Source organism: Loigolactobacillus backii, from assembly GCF_001663675.1.
GTDB lineage: Bacteria > Bacillota > Bacilli > Lactobacillales > Lactobacillaceae > Loigolactobacillus > Loigolactobacillus backii.
The window spans coordinates 657,264-683,762 of sequence record NZ_CP014873.1 but is presented as its reverse complement, the minus strand read 5'-3'; the positions used below and the strand labels follow the sequence as shown (position 1 = coordinate 683,762).

The 26,499-nt window shown below is 40.4% G+C and carries 18 protein-coding genes, 2 pseudogenes and 1 other annotated feature; of the genes and pseudogenes, 7 read left to right on the top strand and 13 right to left on the bottom strand.

What is annotated here, in order from left to right; genetic code table 11:
- Positions 1-343 precede the first annotated feature (343 nt).
- The 4 genes from AYR53_RS02865 (at position 344) to AYR53_RS02850 (ending at position 4,592) form a co-directional block, all read left to right on the top strand.
- The gene (locus AYR53_RS02865) at positions 344-1,327 is read left to right on the top strand and encodes a ribose-phosphate diphosphokinase (protein WP_068225949.1); all 984 of its coding nucleotides are present in this window, start codon (positions 344-346) and stop codon (positions 1,325-1,327) included.
- A gap of 274 nt (positions 1,328-1,601) precedes the next feature.
- Positions 1,602-1,868, top strand: coding sequence for an ACT domain-containing protein (locus AYR53_RS02860; protein ID WP_068226280.1), 267 nt, complete (start codon positions 1,602-1,604; stop codon positions 1,866-1,868).
- 15 nt (positions 1,869-1,883) lie between these two features.
- Complete coding sequence (locus AYR53_RS02855; RefSeq protein ID WP_068225950.1) at positions 1,884-3,227, top strand: PFL family protein; 1,344 nt, start codon at positions 1,884-1,886, stop codon at positions 3,225-3,227.
- A gap of 162 nt (positions 3,228-3,389) precedes the next feature.
- Positions 3,390-4,592, top strand: coding sequence for an MFS transporter (locus AYR53_RS02850; RefSeq protein WP_082920425.1), 1,203 nt, complete (start codon positions 3,390-3,392; stop codon positions 4,590-4,592).
- A gap of 574 nt (positions 4,593-5,166) precedes the next feature.
- Here the strand turns inward: AYR53_RS02850 and AYR53_RS02845 are convergent.
- The 9 genes from AYR53_RS02845 to AYR53_RS02805 all read right to left on the bottom strand — a co-directional run bounded on the left by AYR53_RS02845 (position 5,167) and on the right by AYR53_RS02805 (position 15,369).
- A complete protein-coding gene (locus tag AYR53_RS02845; RefSeq protein WP_068279064.1) occupies positions 5,167-6,477 on the bottom strand; it encodes an IS1380 family transposase in 1,311 nt (436 codons plus the stop codon).
- A 160-nt stretch (positions 6,478-6,637) separates the two neighbouring features.
- Positions 6,638-7,027 (bottom strand): GtrA family protein, encoded by a 390-nt coding sequence (locus AYR53_RS02840; RefSeq protein WP_068477238.1) that lies wholly within the window; start codon positions 7,025-7,027, stop codon positions 6,638-6,640.
- An 85-nt stretch (positions 7,028-7,112) separates the two neighbouring features.
- The gene (locus AYR53_RS02835; protein ID WP_082918553.1) at positions 7,113-9,083 is read right to left on the bottom strand and encodes a hypothetical protein; all 1,971 of its coding nucleotides are present in this window, start codon (positions 9,081-9,083) and stop codon (positions 7,113-7,115) included.
- A gap of 2 nt (positions 9,084-9,085) precedes the next feature.
- Positions 9,086-10,030 carry a glycosyltransferase family 2 protein gene (locus AYR53_RS02830; RefSeq protein ID WP_068225952.1) on the bottom strand — a complete coding sequence of 315 codons (945 nt, stop codon included), beginning with the start codon at positions 10,028-10,030 and terminating at the stop codon, positions 9,086-9,088.
- A 1-nt stretch (position 10,031) separates the two neighbouring features.
- Positions 10,032-10,619 (bottom strand): phosphatase PAP2 family protein, encoded by a 588-nt coding sequence (locus tag AYR53_RS02825; protein ID WP_068225953.1) that lies wholly within the window; start codon positions 10,617-10,619, stop codon positions 10,032-10,034.
- 90 nt (positions 10,620-10,709) lie between these two features.
- Positions 10,710-12,068: an IS4 family transposase gene (locus AYR53_RS02820; protein ID WP_056973869.1), complete on the bottom strand. Its 1,359-nt coding sequence runs from the start codon at positions 12,066-12,068 to the stop codon at positions 10,710-10,712.
- Between the two features lie 191 nt (positions 12,069-12,259).
- Entirely contained in the window at positions 12,260-12,913 is a 654-nt protein-coding gene (locus AYR53_RS02815; RefSeq protein ID WP_082918554.1) for a VTT domain-containing protein, read from the bottom strand.
- A gap of 392 nt (positions 12,914-13,305) precedes the next feature.
- Positions 13,306-14,655: a sensor histidine kinase gene (locus tag AYR53_RS02810; protein ID WP_068225954.1), complete on the bottom strand. Its 1,350-nt coding sequence runs from the start codon at positions 14,653-14,655 to the stop codon at positions 13,306-13,308.
- A gap of 15 nt (positions 14,656-14,670) precedes the next feature.
- Positions 14,671-15,369 (bottom strand): response regulator transcription factor, encoded by a 699-nt coding sequence (locus AYR53_RS02805; RefSeq protein ID WP_068225955.1) that lies wholly within the window; start codon positions 15,367-15,369, stop codon positions 14,671-14,673.
- A 321-nt stretch (positions 15,370-15,690) separates the two neighbouring features.
- On the opposite strand from AYR53_RS02805, the gene AYR53_RS02800 reads away from it, so the two are divergent.
- The gene (locus AYR53_RS02800) at positions 15,691-17,001 is read left to right on the top strand and encodes an IS1380 family transposase (RefSeq protein ID WP_068279064.1); all 1,311 of its coding nucleotides are present in this window, start codon (positions 15,691-15,693) and stop codon (positions 16,999-17,001) included.
- A gap of 266 nt (positions 17,002-17,267) precedes the next feature.
- Here the strand turns inward: AYR53_RS02800 and AYR53_RS02795 are convergent, their stop codons facing one another.
- Together AYR53_RS02795 and brnQ are read right to left on the bottom strand one after the other, a co-directional pair.
- Complete coding sequence (locus AYR53_RS02795; protein WP_068225956.1) at positions 17,268-17,798, bottom strand: hypothetical protein; 531 nt, start codon at positions 17,796-17,798, stop codon at positions 17,268-17,270.
- Positions 17,799-18,051: 253 nt separating this feature from the next.
- Positions 18,052-19,448: pseudogene (gene brnQ / locus AYR53_RS02790) on the bottom strand (branched-chain amino acid transport system II carrier protein).
- A 200-nt stretch (positions 19,449-19,648) separates the two neighbouring features.
- Positions 19,649-19,896, bottom strand: a binding site (T-box leader).
- A gap of 406 nt (positions 19,897-20,302) precedes the next feature.
- Here brnQ and AYR53_RS02785 point away from each other — a divergent pair.
- On the top strand, positions 20,303-21,079 hold the full coding sequence (locus AYR53_RS02785; protein ID WP_068225958.1) for a Cof-type HAD-IIB family hydrolase: 777 nt from the start codon (positions 20,303-20,305) through the stop codon (positions 21,077-21,079).
- An 81-nt stretch (positions 21,080-21,160) separates the two neighbouring features.
- Here the strand turns inward: AYR53_RS02785 and AYR53_RS02780 are convergent.
- A pseudogene (locus AYR53_RS02780) lies at positions 21,161-22,118 on the bottom strand (aldo/keto reductase).
- A 215-nt stretch (positions 22,119-22,333) separates the two neighbouring features.
- Complete coding sequence (locus AYR53_RS02775; protein ID WP_068279064.1) at positions 22,334-23,644, bottom strand: IS1380 family transposase; 1,311 nt, start codon at positions 23,642-23,644, stop codon at positions 22,334-22,336.
- Between the two features lie 641 nt (positions 23,645-24,285).
- Between AYR53_RS02775 and nagE the strand changes: the two genes are divergently transcribed.
- Positions 24,286-26,271 (top strand): N-acetylglucosamine-specific PTS transporter subunit IIBC, encoded by a 1,986-nt coding sequence (gene nagE, locus AYR53_RS02770; protein ID WP_068279492.1) that lies wholly within the window; start codon positions 24,286-24,288, stop codon positions 26,269-26,271.
- Positions 26,272-26,499 lie beyond the last annotated feature (228 nt).

The window sequence follows — 26,499 nt, the reverse complement described above, 5'->3', positions numbered from 1 at the left end:
TTAAGTGCTTTTCCTAGGTTGTGTTTGGGAAAGCAGGCCCTCGTGCTTGCCATACTTCAACTTGGCGCTCTTTGCTACAAGAATAGATAACATTCGTAGCATCAAGATTATTAGTGCTCTAGGCTGCAATTTGAATTTTGGTTTATCCTAGTCTGATCGTCAGCGAGCCAGTAATAATCCGCAATTACTGAGTAGAACCTGAACGCTTTTCCAAACACTTCCGATACTAGGATTATAAAAATAATTCTTGAAAGTTTCTTGAAAATTCCTGAATGACTTGCTTTTAAGCAAGAAAATGCTTACTATTTCTATGAAAGCAAAAAACCTAAAATGGAGGTTGCTCATGTCAGAAGAATACTTTGACCCAAAGTTAAAGTTGATCACGCTTAATGCTAATAAACCATTAGCGGAGAAGATCGCGAAGGAAGTCGGTGTCTCACTAGGTAAGGCATCAGTCAATCAATTTAGTGATGGTGAAATTCAAGTTAATTTGGAAGAAAGTATTCGTGGTGATGAAGTTTTCGTTATTCAATCAGTTTCTGATCCAATTAATCAAAGTTTGATGGAATTGATGATTATGATTGATGCGCTACGACGTGCCAGTGCTAAGCTTATTAACGTTGTCATTCCTTACTATGGTTATTCCCGGCAGGATCGTAAAGCACGTGCCCGGGAGCCAATTACGGCCAAGTTAGTTGCCAATATGTTAGAGATGGACGGTGCAACGCGGATCATTGCTTTAGATTTACACGCAGCACAGTTACAAGGATTCTTCGATATTCCGGTGGATCATTTACAAGCAGCGCCATTACTTGCCAATTATTTCATTCAGCACAACTTAACTGAGGACGTTGTCATTGTTTCGCCTGATCACAGCAGCGTTGCACGTGCTCGCCAAATGGGAACGCTACTTGGTGGCGCACCAATTGCAATTATTGATCGGCGCTACTCAAAGGCTGAGCAAACCGAAAATTTAGAAATTATCGGGGACGTTAAGGGTAAGACGGCCATCATTGTTGATGATATGATCGATACTGGTAGTCGAGTGACAACTTCTGTTGAGGCTTTGAAGAATGGTGGGGCTAAGGATATTTATGCGGCTGCTACTCATGCCGTTTTTTCCGATCACGCAACGCAAAAATTACAGGCCTCGGCTTTAAAGAAAGTTATCGTGACCGATTCGGTTCAAATTCCTGAAGGTAAACAATTCCCTAAATTAGTGGAACTATCCGTTGGTACTTTGATTGGTAAGGCGATTAGTTTAATTCACGCTGATCAACCCATTGATCATTTATTTAAAACAATTTCTGAAAAGAACGAAGATTAAAAAGATAGTTACAGCTAAGCAAATAAAATATTTAGAAAAATAAATAGGAGCTATGGTAAAGAACACTTCTTACCACGGTTCCTATTTTTCTATGGGATTAAAAGTAATAAAACTGGTTGGCCGCTTTATCTAAATAACAGTCATTTTCATGAAAATTAAGTAAAATTGGCCAGAAAGATAGTTTTTTCTTTGAATTTTTGTTACATTATAAAATAATGATAAAAAGATTAATGTAATTGTAATTTAATAACTATAAGAAAGTGAGTGGATGATAATGCGTGCTGTATTAACGGTAATTGGTAAAGATCGAGTCGGAATTATTGCGGGGGTCAGCCAAAAATTGGCGGCCTTGCAGGTAAATATTGTGGATGTAACGCAGACGATTATGCAAGAAAATTTTACGATGATGATGATGTGTGATCTTCCGGAAAAAGCGGACTTTGCGGGAATTAAAGAAAGTCTCAATAGTGTTGGTGAAACTTTGGGAGTTCAGATCCGAATTCAACGCGAAGATATTTTTACTGCAATGCATGAAATTTAGAGAAGGGAGCAGGCCATGCAAACTAACCAAATATTAGAGACAATGCGAATGATTGACGAAGAAAACTTAGATATTCGAACGATTACGATGGGCATTTCGTTGCTGGATTGTATTGATGCTGACAGTGATCGTGCGTGCACTAAGATTTATAACAAGGTAACAACGAAAGCAAAAGATCTGGTAAAAATTGCAGAAACGATTGAAACAGAATACGGTATTCCAATTATTCATAAGCGAATTTCAGTCACTCCAATTAGTATTATTGCGGCCGCAACACCGGATACGGATTACGTTAAATTTGCTCAAGTATTGGATAAGGCGGCACGAGCTGTCGGGGTTAATTTTATTGGTGGTTTTACAGCCTTGGCGCAAAAGGGCTATCAAAAAGGTGATCGAATTCTGATTAATTCTATTCCTGAGGCGCTTGCCGTGACGGACTATGTTTGCTCATCAGTTAATGTTGGCTCTAGTAAAGCCGGAATTAATATGGATGCTGTTCGGGACATGGGTGAAATAGTTAAACAAACGGCGGCCAAATCAACTTTGGGTCCGGCCAAGTTGGTTGTTTTTGCGAACGCAGTTGAAGACAATCCGTTTATGGCGGGTGCATTCCATGGTGTCGGTGAGGCAGATGTTGTGATTAATGTTGGCATTAGTGGTCCTGGTGTCGTTAAACGGGCCTTGGAAAAAGTTAAAGGGCAACCTTTTGACGTTGTTGCCGAAACTGTCAAAAAGACGGCCTTTAAAATTACCCGGGTTGGCCAAATGGTTGGTAAATTGGCCTCAGAACAGCTTCAGGTACCATTTGGGATTGTTGATTTATCATTAGCACCAACGCCAAAAGTGGGGGACTCGGTTGCTCGTATTCTAGAGGAAATGGGTTTGGAGCAAGTTGGTACCCACGGAACAACGGCGGCCTTAGCGTTGTTGAATGATGCAGTGAAAAAAGGTGGTGTTATGGCCTGTAATCAAGTTGGTGGATTATCCGGGGCCTTTATTCCAGTGTCTGAAGACGAAGGGATGATTGCCGGTGTCCGCAGCGGATCGCTAAATTTGGAAAAATTAGAGGCAATGACGGCCGTTTGTTCGGTTGGCTTAGATATGATCGCAATTCCGGGTGATACGCCGGCCACAACAATTGCTGCTATGATTGCGGATGAGGCCGCAATCGGGATGATTAATAACAAAACAACGGCCGTTCGCGTGATTCCTGCTAAAGGTAAAAAAGTAGGTGACCAAGTCGAATTTGGCGGTCTGCTAGGAACGTCACCCGTCATGGCCGTTAATCCAGCTTCTTCGGCTGATTTTATTGGTCGTGGCGGCCATATTCCAGCACCAATTCATTCTTTTAAGAACTGATTATCGTGGTAAACTAGTAAAGTAAGTAGCGTTTATTAGATAGCTAACTCGGCTGCCTAATAAACGCTTTTTTGTGGCGTAAAAGAATTATATTTTTGAAGGTGCTCATTTTAGGTGGAAGAATGCTAGTAGTAGAACAGTCCCAGTGAAGGAGGGAAACTTTTGCAAGAAATTAATAAAAAGCGTTTTAGTTGGCCGCTATTTTTAAGCCCCTTTATTTCACGTCTCGGCGATGGACTTTATATCTTTGGTTTAAATTGGTTTATTGTAAAGGCAACTGGTGCCGCCGCGCAGCTTGGCATTGTTCAGGGAATTGGGGGATTAGTTTTAGTTTTAGGGGACCTTTTTGCCGGACCATTAGTAGACAATTATAATCGCAAGTGGGTCATGATTTTATCGGATTTAATTAGTGCTATCGCCTGCCTTATTTTGGCGCTGCTCATTGATATTCGCCACCCCGTTTTTTACCAGCTTATTTTATTAACTAGTATTCTCGATATTGGGTTAGCTTTCAATTTTCCGGCCGCGAAGGCAATTATTCCCGAGCTTATTAAACAGAGTAACCTAACGCGCTTTAATGCTTGGATTAACACTGCTTTTAATTTTGCTGATATCTTTGCACCATTGTTGGGTGGTGTTTTGTTAACTTTCAAATGGTTAAATTTTCGTGCTTTTTTGGTTATTAATGCTGGGTCATTTTTACTATCTTTATTTTTGGGGTTGATGCTGCGTTATCACTTTCGAGGCTCACAGCACAAACAATTATCAATATTGACTAGTTTACGTGATGGCATTAATTATTGCTTACAACACACTGTTTTGGTTCAGATGATTGTTGTTGATGGGTTACTGAATATTTTTTATGCCGCGCTCAATTTATTAATGCCCTATGAAGTTAATCATTACTTTGGTGGCAACGAAAAACTTTATAGTTACGCGCTAAGCCTAATGGCCATTGGCGGCTTAGTTGGTGGTTTGAGTCTGGCGGGGCAAAAACGTGTACTGCACATGAATAGTGTGTACCGCGACGTAATTACTTTCAGTTGTTTGCTGATTTTAAGCGGTCTTTTTGTCCATTATTGGGTATTGTTGGCGGCAGCAACTGTTTATGGCTTTTTCATGTCACGTTTAGGCGTTCAAATGATTACCCTTGTTCAAAACGAAACATCAGTAAATTATTTAGGTCGTGTTTTCGCTATTTGGTTCTTATCAGTTGATGCTTTACACCCAGTTGGTAATTTTATTTTCGGTTTTATTATTGATTGGCTGAAGCACCAAACATTTAGTTTGATTGGCGGTTTAATGTTGTTATTACTACTTTTAGTTCGAAGAGCGTTTCACGTGAAACAAAAAAAGAGCAGGTAGGTTTGAAAAATCGGTCAATAAAGTTGGCCAATTATTCAATCTAATCCTGCTCTTTTTATACCCGAAATTAAATAGTTAATGACGTTATCGATAATTAGGATATGCCTTGAAATTATATTGCGCAGTAGTAGCTAAAGGGACAAGGTAGATCGTGTTTAAAAAAACAGTTTCCTGTGCTTGCCATGTTTCAACTTAACGATCTAGACTGCGATTCGGGTTTTGATTCATCTTAGTCCGATCGACATCATCGGTAACGCTTGGAACCTAGTGCTTTTCCCAACACGCCTTAGAATCTAAACGAGACACGTGCTAATCTAAATTATTTCGTTAATACGCTTTTTCCTGGTTTAAAGATAAATAACTTACTAAATACCCGAATTATTCATACGAGGTTTAATATCGGCATACCGCACAATTTTGGACCAATTCTCGTGCTGCTATGGCGTAGTCAAACCAAGATGTACTGTTTTTGCTAAAGGCTACCAAATTATGGGGCTGGATAAATTTTTGATCCTCAATTTTGAGCATACTTGCCCCTTGGCCGAACCGACTTTTTTTGATTTTTTGCACCAGTTTAGCCCCACTGTAGCGCTTGGATTCGAGCTAACAGTTGATAAAACAAATCCTGATAGACGTGGTGGCGGCTTAATTTTAGATAAAGTTGCCGGCCGCTGGTCACCAGCTTACCCGCTACTTTAAACAGCCATAAGCGCAAGGTTGTAACCTGTAATCGCTGATGTTGTACAGGCAACAATTGGCGCATCAAGCTGACTAAATTATAAGCGAGGACACTGAGCATCATGCGGGCATAATTTGGTATAAATTGCGAGCTAGTCATTTTATCCAGGTAAAAGCCAGCCTTGGCTTCCTTGATATAGTTTTCCATTTGACCCCGTTGGTGATAGGCGTGAAATGCATCTTCGGCGACAAAACTCGTTAAATTGGACACGAGGTATTCATGTTGAAATAACAATTCACCAGCTGGTCGAGTTGATTTAATATAGATCTGGCGCGGCTTAGACCATGATCGGGCTTGATAAGACGCGCGATAATAATGGACCTCGGTCTCAGTCCAATTCTGCTCATCACTGATCTGAACAAAACGTTCAGCCAGTTGGTTCAGCCGCCGATTGGCTTTCAGGCGGATCAAGTAAAAAGTGTCGTTGGCTTCACAAGTTTCGTATAATTCTGGAGTCGCAAAGCCACTATCCCCGCGGACCAAGATATCAGCGTTCGGTTTGACTTGATGATAGTGCTGTAGTAGTGGTGTGATAAAGGGGGCAATATCCGTACTGGTATAAACATTACCTGGGCGCAATTGAGCCTTTAAACAGTGGCCCGTTTGCCCGTCAAAAGCGACCAGCGGATGGTAACCCGTGGTACCGTAATGCGCATTAAAGGCCGTTTTTTCCTGATGACCATGAGTATCGGCGTGAGTCGAGTCAATATCGAGGATCAGCTGTTGTTGCTTGGCGCCAGTCCACGCTTGGTCAAGCAATGCTTGATTCAACGTTTGTAATGAGGTGATGGTCTGCTCGTCACAGCGTTGCCAAAAACGGGATAATGACGGTTGTGAGGCCAATTGCGGTTGTGCCAATAGTAATTTAAATGTGGGGTCATTGCGCAAACTGGTGGCAGCTAGATCGGCCGGGTAACCGGCGATCAACTGCAGCACGACCTGTTCTAGTAGACTAACGTTGCTGTAACGAGCGTAATGGCGCTGGTCATCAAAATGGACTAATTGATACGCTAAGGTCGTGAAATTGAGTTGCGCCATTAATTCTTTGACCAACACTAGCCCAGCATCAGTGGAAAGTTCACCACCAGTGTGCGAAATATGTAATTTAGGATTGAAATTAACTCGTTTTCCCGGTAAAGTTGCCATGAGAAGGACCTCTTTCTTTGGGTGGATAGCTGACTTGTGGTGAATCAACTATACCAAATCGGAGGTTCTTTTTCTGCACTAAAAAGGTGAAAAATAAAAAACACAGTACCGCCCATGATACCGGGGTGACACTGTACTTGGAGAACTTATGGTGAATAATTCAGGTAAATACGTAGTTGGCAGCAATAATAACAATATTATCAATGACTTTAACTAACAAAGGATTGCCCTTCAAAATTGAAATACCAAGCCACATCATACTGACATCTAGCAAAAGCGACAGAATTCGGAAAAAGAAAAAACTACCAAGTTCGCGTACTAGCGCTGTATTAGTGTTTGTTTTCGAATTAAAAACCCAGCGTTTATTAGTTATATAAGCAAAAAGAACGGATAAAAACCACGCAATAACGTTAGCTAGTTGATAATTAAGGCCTGTAAAATGATTTAAAGTTGTAAAAACAATAATATTGATCAATGTTGTTAGGCCGCCGAAAAATAAATAGTTGGTGAGATTTGCGTAGCGAGCGTAAATTAATTTGATTTTCTTCATTTTTACACCTCACAAGTAAGATATTGCTTTTTTATTTTCGAAAAAAGATGACGTAAATTGTGATTCTACTGTATTTTTAACCACACTAGTTATGAATTGGTGTTGTAAATTGATAAATTAAAGAACTATCTTTGAAAGGCTGATTGTTAATTAAAAGTGGGTGTGGCGCCAATTTATAACTTTGAGTTCTTACCAATTCTACTTTTTGTGGAGAAGGCAAGGTGTTTTTTAAAACAATTTCATATTTCCCGGGCAATAATTTCTGCTTAATACCAAAAGTTGTTGCCACGTGATTTAGGGAATAACGCTTATGCCGGTCAATTGATACAAGCTTTGCCTCTAAGTGTGTCTGGTGTGGTACTGAAATTGATAGCTTAGTAGCAGTATGATTAAGGGTGATTCTTTGCGCGATTGTTGTGTTTTGCTGAATCAAGGTTGGTTTTGCTTTATATTGCAGTGAAAGTTGACTTCGCTGTCCGGCTACAATCATTGGTTTGCCGGTTATCAGCGGTTTAGTTTCCGTCGCGAAAATAAAAGCAGTGATTAGAAGTACACCGCCAAAAAATAAATTACGATTTTTTTGGTGGTAAATGGCTAAATTAGGTTCTGTTTCCTGAGCCGTAAAGGCATTAATTAAAAGTAGTAATGGTAAAAGTGGCTGACCGTACCTACTTTCTGCTTCCCAAATTAATACGTGAAAGGCTAAATAGCCAACAGCCAACACAATTGCTAAATCTCTGATAGATTTTACTTCATAGTTTCTTTTAGTAATTAAGGCTAAATATTTTATAAAGGCCAAGCCATAAATAGAAATGAAACCAACGCGCATTAGTAAAGAACCCAGCAGGCTTAGTTGAACTTCGTACTTTTGGTAGATTGCGGGTGCTTCAATATAGCCACCACTGTAGGATCGTTGAATATGACTGACATTTAATAAAATCCCGGCCTTTAAAAGCCACCGTTTAACAACGCCACGGACACCTAAAGTTTCAATTCGCTTAGGTAATGCTCGTTTTGTATAATTTTGGCGCGCTGTCTTAGTTGGCAATTGTGTCATTTTTTTGACGTCAGCACCAACGTAAGTTCCGTTACCCTTTGGATTGTAGCTCATCCAAATCCAATGAGTTGTTGGTAATTGGTATTTAGAATTATTTGTAAAATCAACGGTACGGGTAATGGCCATTCTGGCTGGTACGGTTGCCGCAAAGCCAAGTAGTATAACCATTAAAGGCAATAAATACTTAAGCAATGTCTTACGATCCTCTAGAAATAGGGCAATTAGTAAAATGGCGATTGCAACTGCGAAAACAATTAAGTTGGGTTTAAGCAGTTGTCCAAGCAAGATCAATAGGAACAACAAAATACCATTGAACACTTTACTTTTTTTAGAGAGTTTATTCCATTGAGCCAAAATCGTAAAACAGAGAATTAAACAAAATAGGATTGGTAGATCTGAGTAAAACACTTGTAAATAATAGGTGTAGGCAAACGGACTAATCAAGAAAAAAAGTAAGGCAGCGAGTGTGCTACTATTTTGCTGACTAAGGCGGCGAATACTGGTTAAGGCCACTAGAATAAAACCATCAAGCAGGCCCAAAGATAATAAATGTAAGGCGGTGTTGGTTGATAGGTGAAAAATTAGCGTCAGTTTGAACCATTGTGATAGTAAAAAGGCCAACGGCACGTTGTTAGGATAGCGCCAAAAATAAGTTGAAGAACTCCAGACATGTTGGCCCTGGCTTAAATGTTCCGCTTGATAGAGCACTCTAAAGGGATCGTGGTAAATCGTTACTGGCAGGTAACGTAAAATAATGAGTTGAATAATAAATATCAACGTAAGCCCAATACCAAGAGTCCAGCTAACAGTTGTTTTATTCAATTGATTCGTTTTTATTTTAAAATAAGGCCAGATGTACCAAAGTATTGCACCAATAATGATAACGAGACTACTTAACTTAATGTTTTGGGGATAAACAATATTTGAAATAATACCAATTAATAAACCACTGGCCAAGAGTAGTGGGAATAATTTCATTAGATTAAGTTTCTTTGCCATAGCTATTCTCCGATCGTTGTTTCAATTGTAAAGCGCGGTCGTTGTTTAGATTCGGTCGTTAATTTACCGATGTACTCGCCAATAATGCCAAGGCTAAACATTTGTAGACCACCTAAAATCCAAATTGAAATCATTAATGATGACCAACCGTGCACAGTCAAACCCAACCATTTAGTAATTACAGAATAAAATAGGGCGATGACGCCTAATGAACTTGCCAGCACACCAAGTAATAAAATAGCGCGGACTGGCGCAATTGAAAAGGAAGTTAGTCCGTCCCAAGCAAAGGCAATCATCTTTTTAAGTGGATACTTTGATTCACCGGCCAATCTTGGCGTTCGTTTGTAATAAACTTTATCGGTTTTAAAGCCCAACATAGGAATAATTCCACGAATAAACAAATTACGTTCCTTGTACTGTAAAAGTGTTTGAATAGCCCGTTTGGACATTAGGCGGAAGTCGGCGTGATTTTGAATCAATTTAACCCCTAATAGATTAAGCGTTTTATAAAACATTAGTGCAGTATTGCGTTTAAACCACGTGTCAGTGGCCCGATTATTCCGAACACCATAGACAATATCCGTTCCGTTAGCAAACTTAGCGGCCATTTTTGCGATGGCTGTTGGATCATCTTGTAAGTCTGCATCAATTGTGACGATAACTGCGGCCGTCTTAACGGCTGTCTGCATGCCTGCAATTAGGGCATTTTGGTGGCCAAAATTACGACTAAATTTAATTCCGGCAACGCGATCATTATTTTGGTGTTCTGTTTTAATAATGTCCCAGGTTTTATCAGTTGAGCCATCATCGACAATTAAAATATCTGATTTTTGATCAAACAGTAAATCTTTTATTAGATCGTTCTCGACTTGAAGTAGCCGTTTAATTGTTGAAGGCAGTACTTCTTCCTCATTAAATGCGGGAACAACGATTGTTAGTTTTTCCATTTTAATTTTCCCCTTTCATCAGGTTAGTTTTTAAAAATTTAAAGTCGGATTCAAGATAATAAATATACGCCACGCGAGCTACTTCCCACCAAGCGATTGCTAGTAATAGGCTGGCCAGGACGTCGCTTGGAAAATGATCCCGTAAGTAGACTCGGGAAAAGGCAACTACGCCAAACCAAACAATTGCTAGTAACGAGACTAGGAGTTGGACTTCTTGGTCTTCCAGTAAGGGCACAATAATAAAAAGGATCGTTAATACTAAAATAGCCGTACTAAACGTGTGACCGCTGGGATAGCCAAAGCCGGTATCCTTGATTAGCTGTCCTAGTGGTCGTGGGCGGCGGACCAACTCTTTAACTACGAACGTAACTGCGTCACCGCCTAATTGCGCTAGTGCGATCCAAACAGCAATGAGCCAATCACGCCTTATCCAAAAGGCACCGGCAAGTAAGAGTGTTAAAACGACATCTACTGCAGGACTGCCAAAAAAGGCTAGGGTGGAAAAAATTTGCGTGCGGGTTGGATTTACTAGGCCGGCTAGTAATTGTTGAATGTTCGTATCAAAGTTTGTTAACCAGAATGGTTCCAAGTGAACAGCTACTGTTAGGCTGAAACTTGAAAGTATGAAGACAGACTGATCCCTTGGTATCACAGGGCATATTTTAATTAATTTAACCATTTAGCTTGCTGTTAACAGCGAAACTAACCGTTTCGGCAAAAATGTGAAGAACTGATTCATCATCTGAATAATTTGGGCTCTTCTTGCATAAACTTCATGATTAATAATCGTTTTTAACGAATTTAGAAGCCATACCAGTGCTTGAGACAACTCAATATCTGGCATGGCTTCGTTCATTATAAAGAATAAATCCCCAATGGTGCGATCATCCTGATTTTGCCGTTCCTGCCAAGCTAATAGGTCATAAGTCATCATGACAATTGCTAAATGCCCACAAAGCCCGTCATAATTTTGAACTTGTGATTTGTCGAGCCGCAAGTATTGCTTGGCAACTTTAAAGTAATTCTCAATTTGCCATCTTCGGGCGTATAGTTGAATGATCTCTTGTGGCTGAAGGCCTAACTGAGTCGTTGCCAGTACTAGGTAGTCATCTTGACGGGCCCGATTAGCCACAAATACCAAGCGAAGCTTGAATTTTTGGTTCCCGACGTGCGCTTCGACAAAGCAGCTGTATTGATAAGCTTGCTTGGGTTGATATTTTGAGGCCTGCAGTCGCTTGTATAATGCTTTAACTGAATATTGCCGTCCGCGATATTGATAGTAAATTTTGCTGGACCGTTTAAGCATGCCCACGCCGTTTAATCCCAACTTGGTTAATTCATAGAACATTTTTGGTGAGCTATACCAGCTATCAAATAACACATAGTCAGCTAGAACGCCATTTGCGAGGGCTTGCTTGACAAGTTGCAATGAAACGAGGTTCATTTTTTGCTGTGCTTGGCGACGTCTCCGGCCAGCAATTGTTCGTTGATCGGTTGTTTTAGCTGATTTTCCAAGGACGTTTTGTGGCTTCTTGGAAGACATTAATGCAAAGTTGATCGGTAAGAATGTATTGGCGTCACTCCAACCCAAAGTTAAAGCCCGGTATCCCTTAATATATAACTGTTTGTCATGGTCAAAGACTCGCGCTAGTAATTCGGTTTGGGTGGCGTACTCACGGGAAAAGAGTGTATCGTCAATGATCAATGCTAACCGCCGCCGGCGGTCAATAAACGGTCGTAAATGCTTGATTAAATGACTCCCAACTTGACAAATCAAGCGTTGCCAATTGATCCGGCCATCGTTCAAATTATTTCTGACGGTGCGACTGGTAAAGTTAGGTGTTTCATGGGCTCGATAAAGCGAGCGTCCCAGGAACTTTGTCGTGAGCAGCCATTCAATGACCTTCATCAAGCTGATTTCTGAATGCCGGCGATAATTCACCAACTTGGTGAGTTTAGATAGACCAATGAGGGAAGTAAATTGATGAACAATATTGTGAAGCTCGTTTTCTGTATTTTTTTGTCTTATAATATTCATGACGTAAGTCTCCTTTGTATCTTGGTTTTGGTCGACTAAAGTATACAACGCAGGAGAGCTTGCGTTTATTTTTTTGCCAAAAAAGCCAATAACCACACGCCTTTGGCGTGATTATTAGCTTTCAAGTTTCAGCTGTTAGGCCTAAAAAGAGAATGAAAGCGACGATCCCAACGGTCAGCCAATTTTTATTTTTATGCATTTACATCAGTCCCTTTAGATTTTCTTTTTAAACTTATTAAAATTGCTGGTAGAAGTGAGATTACAATGATTGCTAGCATAATTAACTCAAAATGTGTTTTAACGATCGTAATGTTGCCGAAGAAGTATCCGGCCAGAACTGCAACGCTAACCCAGGCGATACCGCCTAAAACATTGAAAAGAATAAATTTGCGGTAGTGCATTTTACTAACACCAGCCGTAAACGGAATAAGGGTGCGAATTACCGGCATGAAACGGCCTAAAAAGATGGCACTGTTACCGTGATTATGGAAAAATTGTCCTGCTTCCTTTAAATATTTTGGCTTAATCCACCTCTGCCATTTTGGCTTGGTCAGATGTTGACCAAAGTGGTGACCGATTTCAAAGTTCAGACTATCACCGGCAATGGCTGCAATTGAAAGTAAGATAATTAAAGTGATGTGGTTTAATGAATGTGCCGTCATCGCCGCAATTGAGCCACTGAGAAAAAGTAATGAATCACCAGGTAAAAACGGGAAAACTACTAGCCCAGTCTCAACGAAAATAATGATGAATAGGCCGCCGTATACTAAACCACCATATTGGGCGATGAGACTGGGGAGTAAGTGGTTCATGTTTAAAATGGAGACGAGAATTTCGGTAACCATATCAATTCCTCTTTTCTTGATTAAAGTACGGGTAAAAACCAAATATTTCTTAGGTTAGTTATTCTGATCTAATATTTTTGAAGTCATTCGAAATTAACGACTGGTTTTTAGTTCTTATTCAGCATATTAGGTTTACGCTGGCCTAAAAAGAGCCTTTAAATAAAACGAAAATGAGAATTTTTCAGAAAGAAAGACCAAATAGCTTTTAAGTTGATTGCTAGTGGCCTTAATCTGAGAAATTCTCAAAGAGCTAAATTTGGGCAATAAAAAAATCTCTTGCAAAAAAACAAGAGATTCAGGGTGTGCCTTAGATTTAGTGCGTTTACGCAAATCGGTTAGGAAGGCACTCGTAAAAGTAGTTTCCTAATTTTACCTAAGCGAGTAGTTCGTTATTACAAGGTTAGCGAAAAAATCGTGCCTTGTGGATGGTTATCGCTAATTTTAAGTTTGATATGATTCAAATCAGCCAATTGTTTTACAATCGCTAGGCCAAGACCAGTACCGGGAATTGATCCGCGAATTTCAGCATTGCGGTAAAAACGCTCAAAAATATGTTCTTTATCTACGGTGCTAATACCAATTCCTTGATCAATTACTTGAATCAGAACCGTATTTGCGGACTTTTTTAAAATTAATCGAATTTCGCTATCTTTAGCCGAATATTTGTTAGCGTTGTTTAAAAGATTCACAACAATTTGATTAATACTTGCTTCGTGAGCAGTAATTTTAATGTTAGGCGGGATTTCAGTAATTATTTTCTGCTGAACCAAGGGGGTCATTTTATTAACCACTTTGGCTAACGCTTGACTAAGATCGAATTCGGAAAAATCTAAAACCAGACGATCTGCTCTGGAAAGCGTTAGTAGGCTATCTACTAACGCTTGCATTTGGTGTGATTCGTCGTTAATATAATTGACTGATTTACGAATGATTTCCGGGTGTTCTTCTCCCCGGCGTTGGATTAGCTGGGCGTGACTTCTGATCGTCGCAATTGGCGTTCGTAGTTCATGCGCCGCATTTGAAACGAATAGTTTTTCCTTTTCAGATTGCTGATATAACCGATTAAGTAGGCGGTTAAAACTATTCGCCAGATTGGTGACCTCTGTTGGTCGATCAGGGACGGGAAGCTGTGTGGCCTGTTGACTTGGTTTTGTCGAAATTGATTCTGCACTTGCAGTCAGCTTAGTTAGAGAATTAGTCAATCGGTCAGCGATAGCGTGGATGTATAACGGACTAATCATTAAAGTTAAAATTAAAATAATGATGGCGACTAATACGACTCGTTCTAATGTTTCTAATTGAGAATTTAAATTAGTCCAAAGTTCGTAATCAATTCCGCGAGCGTGCCCCGTATTATAATAAAGGGGACCGACATCTTTCCGGTAGTAAAGGCGTTTAATAAACGGAATTTTTTGGGGCTTAACGCTTAATAATTTTTTGGTACCCGGGGAATAATAATTTTTAATTGTTGCATCTTTTCGCCTATTATTCACTTGTACATAACTTGTACTTGTATCAAGTGTGCTGTTTAAGCGCCAATTTTTCCAATCGTCGTTACCATCAATAACGGCCTTTTTAAGACTACCAATAATATTAAACGAATTGATTTGGCTGGTTTCTAGTAATTGATGACCGACTGCAAATACAGTTGTCATACTGGAAAGCAGGATAATAACCGTGATCATTAAAATAAAGCTACGTAACATAATTGAGGCACTATTTTGTTTAACTTTAAATTTCATACCTTTAGCTCCTACCTAATCATTAACTGATAGTACGTAACCAATACCACGGACGGTGTGAATTAATTTTTTCTTATCGGCAAAACGATCAATTTTATTTCTCAGGTAGCGAATATAAACATCAACAATGTTTGGTTGACCATCGAAATCAACGCCCCAGACTAGATTAAGTAGTTCATCACGCGTAAAGGTTTTGCCAGCATCTTTGAACAGCGCTAACAGCAATCTAAACTCCCGTTGAGTTAACTGGATATTATGTTCACCGCGCATTACCTGGCGCTTATCAATATTCAAAGTTAAGTCGTCAAGCTTATAAATTGAGGTCGTTTCTTTTGCCTGCATTTGTCGTGGTCGTCTGAGCACAGTTTGCATCCGCGCTAATAATTCTTCTGTATCAAACGGCTTGGTCACGTAGTCATCGGCGCCACTAGTTAGCCCGGCAACCTTATCACCAGTGTAATCACGAGCCGTTAGCATGATGATTGGGACGTCACTTTCGCGCCTAATTCTACGTAATACTCCGAGGCCATCTAGTTTAGGCAACATCCAATCCAAAATAAGCAGATCAATTTCAGTTTGTTTTTGGTTAAAAATAGTAACAGCGCTAAGCCCATCAAAGGCCGTCAAAACTTGATAATCCTCAAATTGGAACTCTGTTTTCAATGAAGCAACCAATCCCTTTTCGTCTTCAACTAATAACACGGTCTTACCCATCGTAAAGCAACCTCCACAGTGTTTTCAAAAAGATAATTTTCATTTGCACTCAACTTTGTACCTGCTTGTAGTTTACTGCAAGTCTTTGATCAAAATAAATAGCAGCGGTTTAAATTTAACTTATATTTTTCCAAACCAAAATAATATGAGCATTAACCTGAATTATTCACCATAAGTTCTCCAAGTACAGTGTCACCCCGGTATCATGGGCGGTACTGTGTTTTTTATTTTTCACCTTTTTAGTGCAGAAAAAGAACCTCCGATTTGGTATAGTTGATTCACCACAAGTCAGCTATCCACCCAAAGAAAGAGGTCCTTCTCATGGCAACTTTACCGGGAAAACGAGTTAATTTCAATCCTAAATTACATATTTCGCACACTGGTGGTGAACTTTCCACTGATGCTGGGCTAGTGTTGGTCAAAGAATTAATGGCGCAACTCAATTTCACGACCTTAGCGTATCAATTAGTCCATTTTGATGACCAGCGCCATTACGCTCGTTACAGCAACGTTAGTCTACTAGAACAGGTCGTGCTGCAGTTGATCGCCGGTTACCCGGCCGATCTAGCTGCCACCAGTTTGCGCAATGACCCCACATTTAAATTACTATTGGCACAACCGCAATTGGCCTCACAACCGTCATTATCCCGTTTTTGGCAACGCTGTGACGAGCAGACCATCACCTCATTACAAACGTTGAATCAAGCATTGCTTGACCAAGCGTGGACTGGCGCCAAGCAACAACAGCTGATCCTCGATATTGACTCGACTCACGCCGATACTCATGGTCATCAGGAAAAAACGGCCTTTAATGCGCATTACGGTACCACGGGTTACCATCCGCTGGTCGCTTTTGACGGGCAAACGGGCCACTGTTTAAAGGCTCAATTGCGCCCAGGTAATGTTTATACCAGTACGGATATTGCCCCCTTTATCACACCACTACTACAGCACTATCATCAAGTCAAACCGAACGCTGATATCTTGGTCCGCGGGGATAGTGGCTTTGCGACTCCAGAATTATACGAAACTTGTGAAGCCAACGACACTTTTTACTTGATCCGCCTGAAAGCCAATCGGCGGCTGAACCAACTGGCTGAACGTTTTGTTCAGATCAGTGATGAGCAGAATTGGACTGAGACCGAGGTCCATTATTATCGCGCGTCTTATCAAGCCCGATCATGGTCTAAGCCGCGCCAGATCTATATTAAATCAACTCGACCAGCTGGTGAATTGTTATTTCAACATGAATACCTCGTGTCCAATTTAACGAGTTTTGTCGCCGAAGATGCATTTCACGCCTATCACCAACGGGGTCAAATGGAAAACTATATCAAGGAAGCCAAGGCTGGCTTTTACCTGGATAAAATGACTAGCTCGCAATTTATACCAAATTATGCCCGCATGATGCTCAGTGTCCTCGCTTATAATTTAGTCAGCTTGATGCGCCAATTGTTGCCTGTACAACATCAGCGATTACAGGTTACAACCTTGCGCTTATGGCTGTTTAAAGTAGCGGGTAAGCTGGTGACCAGCGGCCGGCAACTTTATCTAAAATTAAGCCGCCACCACGTCTATCAGGATTTGTTTTATCAACTGTTAGCTCGAATCCAAGCGCTACAGTGGGGCTAAACTGGTGCAAAAAATCAAAAAAAGTCGGTTCGGCCAAGGGGCAAGTATGCTCAAAATTGAGGATCAAAAATTTATCCAGCCCCATAATTTGGTAGCCTTTAGCAAAAACAGTACATCTTGGTTTGACTACGCCATAGCAGCACGAGAATTGGTCCAAAATTGTGCGGTATGCCGATATTAAACCTCGTATGAATAATTCGGGATTAAGTAAAGAAGGAAAATATGTCAGTCAATCATTGCTGAACCAAATCATAAATTCCGTGTCTTTAATTATTTACCGGGCCATCTGGATCTTGAAGGTAGAAGCCGTAATCAAGAATCGTTTCTTTAGCGTGGACATCGAAGCGGCGGTCATCGTACCGTTCAAAGAAATAGGTCAGGTGTTCCCAGTCGGTTTGTTGTGCAATTTTGGCCTTCTTCAGTGCATTAAAGGCCGTTTTCATTGGCTGATCACCAAAGAGTTCGTTATTATCCGTCCGACCACTGACCCAAGCGACACCAACACTGGACTGTCCCAGAATGAAGCTCTCAAAACCTTGGGGAATGGGCGTACCAATATCAAATAGATCACCGATCCAATAAGAAAAGTGGCCCGCACTTTCATTTATGAAACCATAGGCACTACCGCCACTGTAAGGATCATTTTCCTTTCGTAGTTGAGCAAATAAATCATTTGCAAACCACTGTTGCCATAAATGATCAAAGGTACCATTTTGCCGATCGTGATTATCATAAGGACGACCAATGAATTCAAGTGGTGGAAATTGCTGTTTTTCTAAATGTGTAATTTTCAACATGAGCAGCACTCCTTATATAAATGATTAATTTCAGTATAACAATCATTCGTGACTAGGCGTATTAATTCCACAGAAAAATCCCTTCATGATAGATAGATGAATTAGATCATTTCGTCTACCAACTATGAAGGGATTCTCGTTGTGGCAAAAGTTGCTTTTGGCACAGCTTTAGTTTTTTACGGTTTAACGACATCGTGTAATGAGCGGTAAATTTCGAAAATTATACACTTGGCAAATACTTTTTATAAGCACATTATTTATTTTGTTGTGCTACATTAGTGACGTGTTCGCTAGAACGAGCTTCATAGCGCTTATAGGCGTGAACTGCAAGCCCTAGAACGGCACCAACCAAGGCTGGTACTAACCAGTCCATACCGTATTTAGCAAGTGGGAAAAAGCCTTGTTGGAAACTCGTCATTGCTTTACCAAAGCTACTTTGGCTAACAATGGCTGGGAAGGCAGCTACCATATCGAAAACGGCGGGGACACAGGTGAAGATAACGACGAAAGCATAAACGACGGAATCGCGTTTGAATAATGGCGAGAAAACGGATAGTAAGATTAAAACCATTGCTAGTGGGTACAGGAACATCAACATTGGCGTTGACCAAGCGATGATTTGATTGAGGCCGACGTTAGCAACCAAGAAAGAAGCCAAGGTTGTAAAAGTTAACCAGGCACGGTAACTAACCTTTGGAAAGTGTTTATGGAAGTCTTGAGCAAAGGCAGCAACTAAGCCAATGGCAGTGGTTAAACAAGTAACAGTGATCAAGGCGGCTAAGACAGCCTGACCAGCTACACCTAAATAATGATTAACGACTTGATCAAAGGCAACCCCACCATTTGCAGAAACTTTGAATTTACCAAGTGACATTGCACCAACAAAGATTAGACCAATGTAGATTAAGGCCTCAAGTCCCATTGAAAAGACACCAGCACGTGCAGTTACAAGTGCGATACCATTAGGACTCTTTTTACCTAAAGAACGAACGGCAGTGACAACTGTAACCCCAAATGCTAAGCCGGCCAAGGCGTCCATTGTGTTGTAGCCCTGCAAAAAGCCGTTTGTGAAGGCACCAGAAGTATAAGCGGCAGTGACGTGTTGCGTAGCCGCGTGACCCATAGGATTACTGAAGGCTAAGAAGAAAACAAAGGCCAGCAACAATAGGAATAATGGGTTTAGTAATTTACCAACGTTAGAGACAATTTTATTTTGTTCTAGAGCAAAGAATAAAGCTAAGCCAAAGAAGACGGCGGAGAAAACTAATAAACCTAACGTTTGAAATTTAGCGGGAACAAGTGGGGCTAAACCAACTGTATAAGAAACAGTGGCAGTCCGTGGTGTTCCGAAAAGAGGTCCGATTGTTCCATGAATAAGAACCATGAAGACAAGGGCGAACCAGTACCTAGTGGCCGGCCAATGTCATAAACACCTTCCGAACGAGTGATGTTGATTGCAAGTACGGAAAGAAGTGGCAGTAAAACCCCAGTAACTAAGAAACCTACAGCGGCCGTAACCCAGTGACCGCCAGCCAGTTGACCTAAATGTAAGGGGAAAATTAAATTGCCGGCACCAAAGAATAGGGCAAATAACATGGAACTGACAACAACATAATCGCGTTTTGTAAGTTTACGTTCTTCATTTAACATAATATAACCGCTCCTTTTATGATTAAGAGAATGATGAAATCTAGTCATTCCCTAGAATGACTTATGATCAATGAGTTGATGTTGTAATTAGTAGGTCGACCTGCTAATTATCTATTGCCAGCCGGTATTGGTTTGCGCGTAACCAATATCTAAACGGAGGCAAAGACACAAAAAAACGTCCAAATCCGAAATTAATTTCAGATAAGGACGTTAATAAACGTGTTACCACCTTAGTTTGTTATTCGCTCACACGAATAACCTTTTCAGGTACGCAAAAAATATTCTTTTTGAAATACCCTAGCTCTATAATGGGAGCACCCAATGAACGCTCAAATTTCGCATTCATCGCTCAAAGATGATTTTCCAAGAAATCCACTTCACGTCATTTCACCAAGCGACGCTCTCTTTGTAAGTGTGTTTCGTGTACTTTTCTTATCACAGCGTTTAAATTACTCATTGATCTATAATGTGACTTTAATTTAAACCGTCAGCCTTTATTTGTCAACCTAATTTTTTTATTTATTTAAGTGAATAGATACCCGCTACTACTAAATTAGGCAAAGTGAAGGCATTCTTTTAAAATTAGATTTTGATAAAAATGAAATGACGCACTACTAATTTTAAGTGTAAAAATAAGACGTCTTTGAAAATTATCCTTACTTGAATTAAATGTTAATCGTCCGTAGCAGCAAGCGAATTAGTGATTTAGGCTGCGACTCGGACCTGCTTTTCCAAACACGATCTAAAATTGTAGAGTAGAATCGGGAAGCTTTTCAAAACACGCTCGCTTATCAATGTATGGGTCTTATTATTTGTAGTATACTTGAATTAGACCAAGATATGGGGGCTTTTTTATGTATAAGGCAGTTGTTTTCTTTGATTTAGACGGAACTTTATTTGATAATGATAAAAATGTAACACCTGCAAGCGTAGCGGCGATTGCACAGTTAAAGGCTAATAATATTTTACCTGTAATCGCAACGGGTCGGAGTGTTTTTGAAATTAAGGACACAATGACACATTCAGGAATCAATTCTTGCGTCTGCGCGGATGGTAGCTATATTCAAGTGAACGGAAAGATGGTCCACGCCGATTTCTTAAAAAAATCCGATATTGATGATATCACTGAGTACGCAGCAAAAAAAAGCTATCCAGTAGCCTACTATAATCCAAATGGTTTTGTCGTAAACCACGCCTCACGGCTAGTTCGGGAAAACTATAACGAATTAAAAGAGACGGTTACGGTGGATCCTGGTCAGTACTTAACAACACCAATGAATATGCTGTTTGTTTTCACACCTGAAACAGATAAACAAGATGATATTTACCGCGAACATTTTAAAGGAACTTTTAGTTTTTACCGAAATAATCAACGTGGTCTCGACGTTGTTAAATATGGTGTGTCAAAGAAATCTGGGATTGATAATTTACTGGTTAACAACAATTTAACGGATGTGCCAACTTATGGATTCGGTGATTTCTATAATGATTTACCGATGTTTGATGCTGTTGATACACCTATTGCAATGAAAAATGGTGTTCAGGCAATTAAAGATAAGGCCGCCTACGTGACGACTTCGAATATGGATAACGGTATCGTAAACGGTTTGAAACACTTTAATCTAATTTAATATGAATAAATATGCAAAAAACACCTGGGTTAGCTTATGCGACGCTAACTCAGGTGTTTTTTGGTTAATAGTCAATCTAATTTAGAAGTCTTTAAATATAGTAGCGATTTTTTGATAATCGTTATCCGCTAATTCGAGTTGAAGTGCTTTGGCGTTTGCGGTAACTTGTTCTGGCTTTTTTGCGCCTGGAATAACGACGCTAATATTAGGATTTTTGATGTACCAGGCCAAAACAAGTTGTGCGATAGTTGCAGCATAGGTTTCTGCTAACGGTTTAAGTTCGGCCACATGCGTTAAAATTTGGTCGAAGCGCTGGCCGTTAAAATCTGGATTACTGTGGCGAATATCATCTTTTGGAAAGGCGACATTACGGGAATATTTACCAGTTAATAAACCTGAGGCTAACGGAAAGAAAGGAACAAACGAAATTTCTTGTTTATGCAAGTAGGGTAGTAACTCAGTTTCGGCATCTCGGTGTAGGAGACTAAATTGATTTTCGACGACATCAATGCCACCGTCCTGATTGGCCGCCTTAATCTGCGCCAATGAAAAATTTGAAACACCGACGGCTCGGATTTTGCCGGCCTGTTTCATTTCCATTAATGCATTAATTGCCGCCGCTTTTTCAGTGTGCTTATCTGGAAAATGAATGTAAAAAATATCGATGTAATCAGTTTTTAAGCGTTCTAAGCTGGCATCAACGGCCTGCTTTAAGAACTGGGGTGAATTATTAATAACAACTTCACCACTAGAAATATCTTGCGCCGCCTTAGTTGCAATGACAATTTGCTCACGTTGGTAATCTTGAATAACAGTGCCGATCAATTCTTCGGAATGTCCCATACCATAGGCGAAGGCGGTATCTAGCATTTTAATACCATTATCTAGACCAGCCCTAACAATCCTGCGACCAACATCATCATTTAGACCTGGAAATAAGACCTGGAAATAAATTGTAACCACCAACTGCGTTAGTGCCTAAACCTAGTAACGTTGAAGTTACCTTTGATTTACCAATTGTAATCATATTATTTGTCATAAAAATAGCCTTCCCCGAATTATTCATACGAGGTTTAATATCGGCATACCGCACAATTTTGGACCAATTCTCGTGCTGCTATGGCGTAGTCAAACCAAGATGTACTGTTTTTGCTAAAGGCTACCAAATTATGGGGCTGGATAAATTTTTGATCCTCAATTTTGAGCATACTTGCCCCTTGGCCGAACCGACTTTTTTTGATTTTTTGCACCAGTTTAGCCCCACTGTAGCGCTTGGATTCGAGCTAACAGTTGATAAAACAAATCCTGATAGACGTGGTGGCGGCTTAATTTTAGATAAAGTTGCCGGCCGCTGGTCACCAGCTTACCCGCTACTTTAAACAGCCATAAGCGCAAGGTTGTAACCTGTAATCGCTGATGTTGTACAGGCAACAATTGGCGCATCAAGCTGACTAAATTATAAGCGAGGACACTGAGCATCATGCGGGCATAATTTGGTATAAATTGCGAGCTAGTCATTTTATCCAGGTAAAAGCCAGCCTTGGCTTCCTTGATATAGTTTTCCATTTGACCCCGTTGGTGATAGGCGTGAAATGCATCTTCGGCGACAAAACTCGTTAAATTGGACACGAGGTATTCATGTTGAAATAACAATTCACCAGCTGGTCGAGTTGATTTAATATAGATCTGGCGCGGCTTAGACCATGATCGGGCTTGATAAGACGCGCGATAATAATGGACCTCGGTCTCAGTCCAATTCTGCTCATCACTGATCTGAACAAAACGTTCAGCCAGTTGGTTCAGCCGCCGATTGGCTTTCAGGCGGATCAAGTAAAAAGTGTCGTTGGCTTCACAAGTTTCGTATAATTCTGGAGTCGCAAAGCCACTATCCCCGCGGACCAAGATATCAGCGTTCGGTTTGACTTGATGATAGTGCTGTAGTAGTGGTGTGATAAAGGGGGCAATATCCGTACTGGTATAAACATTACCTGGGCGCAATTGAGCCTTTAAACAGTGGCCCGTTTGCCCGTCAAAAGCGACCAGCGGATGGTAACCCGTGGTACCGTAATGCGCATTAAAGGCCGTTTTTTCCTGATGACCATGAGTATCGGCGTGAGTCGAGTCAATATCGAGGATCAGCTGTTGTTGCTTGGCGCCAGTCCACGCTTGGTCAAGCAATGCTTGATTCAACGTTTGTAATGAGGTGATGGTCTGCTCGTCACAGCGTTGCCAAAAACGGGATAATGACGGTTGTGAGGCCAATTGCGGTTGTGCCAATAGTAATTTAAATGTGGGGTCATTGCGCAAACTGGTGGCAGCTAGATCGGCCGGGTAACCGGCGATCAACTGCAGCACGACCTGTTCTAGTAGACTAACGTTGCTGTAACGAGCGTAATGGCGCTGGTCATCAAAATGGACTAATTGATACGCTAAGGTCGTGAAATTGAGTTGCGCCATTAATTCTTTGACCAACACTAGCCCAGCATCAGTGGAAAGTTCACCACCAGTGTGCGAAATATGTAATTTAGGATTGAAATTAACTCGTTTTCCCGGTAAAGTTGCCATGAGAAGGACCTCTTTCTTTGGGTGGATAGCTGACTTGTGGTGAATCAACTATACCAAATCGGAGGTTCTTTTTCTGCACTAAAAAGGTGAAAAATAAAAAACACAGTACCGCCCATGATACCGGGGTGACACTGTACTTGGAGAACTTATGGTGAATAATTCAGGCCTTCCTTAACTTATTAAGATTTATTGTCCAAGTTGTAAAGCTTTCATTAAATATAAATTGAACCAGCTTATAAAAAATGTTGGTAACGAAAAATAGTTGTTTTTATTTACGTAAGTTAACTATAGTGGGTGATTAAGATGTCTTCATTTTAACAAATATTTTTTAAAAGTGTTCGGATTTACTCTGGGACAGTTGATCAAGTTCGCTGGTGAAAACATGGTAATGTAGGAAGCTACCTTTCCAAATACGCTCAGGCTATTAGTCACAGAAGGTCAGTTTGATGACCTAAAATGATAATGTGCTGTGAATTGAAAATTTAGACCAATTATTTTTTTTACAGGATAAGCTGATAGCTGCTTTATTTTCATAGGTATAGACCAATGTGAACGTGATTAAATTGTCTTGTGTAAGCGGTTAAACTGTGTATATTATATTAACATAACCTATTAATTATTATCCAAGGAGGGGTATAGGTATGAAAGCATATCTTCAACGAATGGGTCGTTCATTACAACTACCCGTTGCCGTTTTACCGGCTGCAGCCTTGCTTGTTGGTATTGGGCACTGGCTACCGCAAAAGTGGGCAGCAGCACAATTTTTACAATCAGGTGGTAACGCAATTTTAACCAACCTAGCACTTTTATTCGCGGGTGGTCTTGCTTTAGGGATGTCCAAGGACAAGGATGGTGCTTCGGCACTTGCTGGCTTGGTCGCCTTCATTGTTCCAGTTTACGTTTTAGATCCCGCACAAGTTTCTACATTGTTAGGAATCAAACTTTCCGCAGTTGATCCAGCATTTGCAGCGATTAAGGGAAACGTCTTAATCGGTATCATTGCAGGTTTGGTTGCGGCGGCATTATATAATCGTTTTCACGAAACAAAATTACCAATGGCATTATCATTTTTTAGTGGAAAACGTTTAGTTCCAATTCTTGCTTCACTAGTAATGCTAGTTGTTTCACTTGTTTTATTGTTTGTTTGGCCACCATTATACGAGGCTTTAGTTTCTTTTGCTAAGTTTATTGTTGGTTTAGGTGCAGTTGGTGCCGGACTTTACGGTTTCTTTAACCGTTTATTAATTCCAACTGGATTACATCAGGCTTTGAACTCAGTTTTCTGGTTTAACGTTGCTGGTATTAATGATATCGGTAAATTCTGGGCTGGTGAAGGGGTTAAAGGGGTCACCGGTATGTATCAGGCTGGCTTCTTCCCAGTAATGATGTTTGGCTTACCAGCAGGTGCTTACGCTATTTATAAGAATGCACGTCCAGAACGTAAACGTGAAACTGCTTCTTTGATGCTGGCAGGTGCTTTTGCTTCATTCTTTACCGGCGTTACTGAGCCACTTGAATTCTCGTTTATGTTTGTTGCTTGGCCATTATACGTTATTCACGCGGTTTTCACTGGGATCTCATTAGCTTTTGCTGCCTTTATGCACTGGACGGCCGGCTTTACGTTTAGTGCGGGGCTAGTTGACTTTGTGTTAAGTTCGCATTTACCAATTGCTAATATGCCGTACATGTTATTAGTTCAAGGTTTAGTAATGGCAGTTATTTACTACTTTGGTTTTGATTTTGCCATTAAGAAATTCAACTTAATGACTCCTGGTCGCGAACCCGTTGAGGAAACTACTGATGCCGATACAGATATTGAAGTTGCTACTGATTCAAGCGATGATAAATATACAGTTACGGCCAAAAAAGTTTACGCTGCTATTGGCGGTAAAGATAATATTACGGATATTGAGAATTGTACAACGCGCTTACGCCTTCAGCTAAAGGATACTGATAAAGTAAATAAGGCCGCTATTCGTGGTGCAGGTGCCGTTGGTATGAATGTGTTAGACAAAACAAATATTCAGATTGTTATTGGGACCGAAGTTCAATTCGTTGCCGATGCCTTAACGAAATTGTTTGAAACAGGAGCACCAATTAGTAACGTTGCTAATAGTCCGGCAGCACCAGCAAAACCTATAGTTGACCCTAACATTAATTCAGGTGCTGTTGATACTTTCTATAGTGTTGCTCAAGGACAATTATTGGATATTGAACAAGTTAGTGACCCAACTTTTGCGCAAAAGATGCTCGGGGATGGCTACGCGATTGAACCAGTTAATGGCGAAGTTGTTTCACCGATTGATGGCGAAATACTTACAATTTTCCCTACAAAACACGCGATTGGACTTAAAACAACAGATGGTTTAGAAGTCCTAGTTCACATGGGCTTAGACACTGTTGAATTAAAGGGTGCACCGTTTGATATTAAAGTTAAGCAGGGACAGAAGGTAAAACATGGTGATGTTTTAGCCAACGCTGATTTGCAAGCCATTAAAGATGCTGGTAAGAAGTCAACGATGATCGTCATTGTCACTAATATGCCGAATGTTGCTTACATGAAGTTTGCCGAATTAGATCGGTCCATAGCGGCCAATAACGAAGTAGTTAAAGTGACCGTTAAATAATAGCTTAGATGTTATCATCAAAAATTTTTAGAGATAGGAAATGGAGTGGGACAGAAGTCGGTTTTGGATTAGCTATAGTCGTGTTTGAAAAAACAGATTCCTGCGGTTAGCTACAACAGCCAAATCACCTTTGTCAAAGGTGATTTGGCTGTTTAGGCTGCGATTCGGACTTTGGTTCATCCTAGTCCGATCGACAACGTCAGTAATCCTCAGAATCTAATCGTTTTT